The 4,579-nt window shown below is 49.1% G+C and carries 4 protein-coding genes and 1 pseudogene; 2 read left to right on the top strand and 3 right to left on the bottom strand.

What is annotated here, in order from left to right:
* The 3 genes and pseudogenes from B3O33_RS01190 to trxA form a co-directional block, all read right to left on the bottom strand.
* A pseudogene (locus tag B3O33_RS01190) lies at positions 1-334 on the bottom strand (ABC transporter substrate-binding protein); the annotation flags it as partial.
* 15 nt (positions 335-349) lie between these two features.
* Positions 350-2,512 (bottom strand): DNA helicase II, encoded by a 2,163-nt coding sequence (uvrD, locus tag B3O33_RS01185; RefSeq protein WP_292362342.1) that lies wholly within the window; start codon positions 2,510-2,512, stop codon positions 350-352.
* Between the two features lie 126 nt (positions 2,513-2,638).
* Positions 2,639-2,965, bottom strand: a complete 327-nt coding sequence (trxA, locus tag B3O33_RS01180; protein WP_226075402.1) for a thioredoxin TrxA — start codon at positions 2,963-2,965, stop codon at positions 2,639-2,641.
* 100 nt (positions 2,966-3,065) lie between these two features.
* On the opposite strand from trxA, the gene rhlB reads away from it, so the two are divergent.
* Together rhlB and B3O33_RS01170 are read left to right on the top strand one after the other, a co-directional pair.
* Entirely contained in the window at positions 3,066-4,379 is a 1,314-nt protein-coding gene (gene rhlB, locus B3O33_RS01175; RefSeq protein WP_292362343.1) for an ATP-dependent RNA helicase RhlB, read from the top strand.
* Positions 4,366-4,579: hypothetical protein (locus B3O33_RS01170; protein ID WP_292362767.1), on the top strand; the 214-nt coding region annotated here is incomplete at its 3' end. The genes rhlB and B3O33_RS01170, both read left to right, overlap by 14 nt.

Below are 4,579 nucleotides of genomic sequence, written 5' to 3'. Positions count from 1 at the left end.
TCCCCGCCCAGTAGTAGGCGCTGCCATGGCCCATTTCCACTGTGCCTTGTGAAACGGCGTCAAAGGTCTGTAAAGCCGGGATCAATTCACCGCCGGCAAATACCTTAACCTTGAGTCGTCCGTTGGACATGGCTTCCAGATTGGCGGCAAAACGTTCTGCACCTTCCTGCAAAACGGGAAAACCCGGCGGCCAGGCGGTGACCATTTTCCAGCGATAGACTTTGCTGGTATCAATTTCTTCGGAGAAAGGACTACTGTCATCTACTCCACAAGCTGACAGTAAAGCGATGCTGACCAAAAGTGCCAAGCGTCGTATAAATACGGATAAATGCATTATCGTTTTCCTGAATTACAAGGTTTCAAGCTTGGCATAGGCCAGGACCAGCCATTTACTGCCCGCTTGTTTGAAATTCACATGAACCCGAGCGTGACTGCCATTACCCTCGGTGTCAATAATGACGCCTTGACCGAATTTCTGATGCATCACCTGTTGCCCGGTTCTGAAACCCGTATCATCAGCTGATTGTGTTCGACTGGCAAGTGCTGTCAGCCCGGCGGCAGCCATATTTTGCTGTGAACGAACCTTATGCACTCGCTCGATGGGGAGTTCACTCAGAAAACGTGAAGGGCGGGGATGCATTTCCTGGCCGTATAAGTAACGTGATTCAGTATAAAGCAGGTACAGTGTTTTACGCGCCCGGGTCATGCCGACATAACAGAGACGGCGTTCTTCAGCGAGTCTGAGCGGATCGTCAGAGGATTTCTGGCCCGGAAATAAGCCTTCTTCCATACCGACCATAAACACAATTGGAAACTCCAGGCCTTTCGCTGAATGCAAAGTCATTAACTGAACACAATCCTGCCATTGATCGCCCTGATTTTCACCGGCTTCCAATGCAGCATGCGCAAGAAAAGCATCCAGTAGCGGCATTTCCTCTTCATCGTCAGCACGCATAAACTCACGGGTGGCGTTAATCAGCTCATCCATATTCTCAATACGGCCCTGACCTTTTTCAGTTTTATCCTTGGCGAAGTGCGTGCGGAGTCCACTCTCATCAATGACCAATGCCGTGAGCTCATGTAACGACATCGTGTTGTCTTCTGGTGTTAATGAATCAATCAAGGTCAGAAAAGCCGACAAAGCATTGGCAGCGCGTGCAGGTAAGATTTTTTGCTGCAGAAAATCCACGGCAGACTGCCACATGGTCTGGTTGGTTTCACGGGCATATTGGCGCAACTGGGTTAATGTTGCAGCCCCAATACCTCTGGTAGGCGTGTTCACTACCCGTTCAAATGACGCATCATCACGACGATTACTAATGAGTCTTAAATAGGCAAGCACATCTTTAATTTCAGCGCGTTCAAAAAAACGCAGGCCGCCATAAACCCGATAGGGCACGGCAGATTGCATCAGCGCTTCTTCAATGACCCGTGATTGGGCATTGGATCGATATAACACGGCAACATCACTGCGTTGCCCCCCCTGATTCATCCAGTTGCGAACTTCCTGCACCAGATAGGCGGCTTCATCGCGTTCGTTATAGGCGTTATAGAGTTGTATCGGCTCGCCATCAGCATCTTCGGTCCACAATTCTTTGCCAAGGCGTTCACTGTTATTGGCGATAACCGCATTGGCAGCGGCAAGAATATTACCGGTAGAACGGTAATTCTGTTCCAACCTCACAGTGCTCGCATCAGGATAATCTTTATGAAATTTCTGGATGTTTTCAATTTTCGCGCCGCGCCAGCCGTAAATGGACTGGTCATCATCGCCGACAATAAACAGATGTCCGGTCTGACCGGCCAATACTCTGATCCAGGCATACTGGATAGTGTTGGTATCCTGAAACTCATCGACCAGGATCTGTGAAAACCGTTGTTGATAGTGCGCCAGAATATCCGGACGTTTCAGCCACAATTCATGACTGCGCAACAATAATTCGCCAAAATCCACCACACCGGCACGTTCACAGGCTTGTTCATATGCCAGATAAATGGCCAGCATGTTTTGTGAATAAGGATCTTCTCCAGCCTGCAGATGCGCAGCGCGCAGGCCTTCGTCTTTCTGGCCGTTGATATACCACTGCGCTTGTTTGGGTGGCCACTGTGCTTCATCCAGCGACATGCTGCGGATAATGCGTTTGATCATTCTGAGCTGATCATCACTGTCAAGAATCTGGAAACCTTGGGGTAAACCGGCTTCCTGCCAATGTGAGCGCAGCAGCCGATGCGCCAAACCATGGAAGGTGCCTACCCACATACCACCAATCGGGTAACCGAGCATCTGTTCAATCCGGCCACGCATTTCAGCCGCCGCTTTATTGGTAAAGGTGACGGCGAGAATATTGGCAGGTGATAAAGCTTCCGCCTGAATCAGCCAGGCAATCCGATGTACCAGAACCCGTGTTTTTCCGCTCCCGGCCCCGGCGAGAATACGAGTATGCCCCAGCGGTGCGGCAACAGCTTCACGTTGTGGTTTGTTCAGATCGTCAAGTAGTTCAGATACATCCATCAGTTTCGTAACAGTTCGGAGTGGTGGCCCACAGCAGTATTTGCCAGGAGGAGCGTGCGGCTTTGTCTTTGAGGCATCTCAGATACAACTATCCCCACGCGTGGTGGGGATAGTGCAGCAAGAATATTAGATGTTGCTGTCGAGAAACGCAGCCAATTGTGATTTGGTCAAAGCGCCGACTTTAGTCGCTTCCACTTCGCCGTCTTTAAACAGCATCAGAGTAGGAATGCCACGAATACCGTAGCGCGGTGGGGTATCTGGATTTTCGTCGATGTTGAGTTTGCAGACTTTTAATTTGCCTGCGTATTCAGCGCCGATTTCTTCCAGCACGGGTGCAATCATTTTGCAGGGACCGCACCATTCCGCCCAGTAATCAACCAATACAGGCATATCAGACTGTAGAACCAGGCTGTCAAAGTCGCCATCGGTCACACTAGTGACGTTTTCGCTCATGTTTTATCTCCAGTGGTATCTAAAGTATTGGACCGCTATACTCGCAAGCCAACATTGAGTAACATTTTTTCTTATCAGTAAAGGTAATGCAAGTATTTATATGAGTGCTCACCTCACCGACACGGCATTTTCATCGCTGCCACTTCATCCGCTCCTGCAGAAAGGCCTGCAACAAGCGGGCTTTGAATTCTGCACGCCGATACAGGCTAAATCTTTACCTCTATTGCTGGCAAACCACGATGTCGCGGGTCAGGCCCAAACCGGTACCGGTAAAACCATCGCCTTTTTATTAGCGACATTTCAGCGCCTGTTAAATACTCAGGATGCGCAAAATTCATCTTCAAAACAACCTCGCGCATTGATTCTGGCACCCACTCGAGAATTGGCAATTCAGATTGTTAAAGATGCCGAATTGTTAAATAGTCATGCCGGATTGCGCATTGTGATCGCGCATGGCGGTAAAGATTATCAACGTCAGCGTGATGCCATCACGGACGGTTGCGATGTGTTAATCGGCACGCCGGGACGGCTGATGGATTTTCATAAGCAACGGGTGTTTAACCTTAATAAAATTGAAGTGGTGGTATTGGATGAAGCCGACAGAATGTTTGATCTGGGCTTTATCAAGGATGTACGGTTTTTTCTGCGTCGCTTGCCGGAACCTGGAAAACGCTTGGGTATGTTGTTCTCCGCGACATTGAGTTACAAAGTATCTGAGCTGGCTTACGAGCATATGAACAACCCGGAAAAAGTGCAGGTCGAGCCGGAAAAAATGATGGGTGATCGAATCGAAGAGTGGGTCTATTACCCGTCTAACGAGGAGAAAATCCCATTATTGCTGGCATTGATTAAACGTATCCAGCCGCTGCGCAGTATCGTGTTTGTGAATACCAAACATGTGGCTGAACGGGTATGGGGATATCTGGAAGGCAATGGTTATAAAGCGGCGTTATTATCCGGCGATGTCCCGCAGAAAAAACGGGAAAGTTTATTGAAGCATTTTCAGGATGGTGAGTTTCCGTACCTGGTTGCCACTGATGTGGCGGCGCGTGGTTTGCATATCCCAGAGGTCAGTCACGTATTCAACTTTGATTTGCCACAGGATGCGGAAGATTATGTGCATCGTACGGGACGTACTGCACGGGCAGGTGCCAGCGGGATTGCCATTAGTCTGGCCTGTGAAGAATACGCATTTTCATTACCGGATATCGAGCAGTACATCAAACACAAGCTGCCGGTAGCACAAAGTTCAGATGAACAGCTGGAGACGCCCAAGCCGAGAATAAGAGCTGAACGTCATCCGGCTCCCCGCCACCAGAATAAGGCTCGCGGCAACAGCAAAGATAATCGCTCTCAGCGTAATAAACATTCCAAGGGCCCCAAAAAACCGGTAACTTCGGATGCAAATCAATAGCAATCTACCGGTACTTTTTACCCCAGTAAAGCCTCCGGAGGAGTTATCTGTTCGACTCCCGGTGGTGTTTGATAAACAATCAGAATTCAATAATGTAAACCGCCAACCGGTTATCAGTCGTCCGGTTATTGGCGTAAATGATAATAATGATAGTCAACAGGCCAGGTTCATACGTAACTTCAGCCTGACCAATCGTGAAC

The organism is Methylophaga sp. UBA1464 (assembly GCF_002325665.1).
Classification (GTDB): Bacteria; Pseudomonadota; Gammaproteobacteria; order Nitrosococcales; family Methylophagaceae; genus Methylophaga.
The sequence above is the reverse complement of the archived record's forward strand: the minus strand, read 5'-3'. Positions and strand labels throughout refer to the sequence as shown.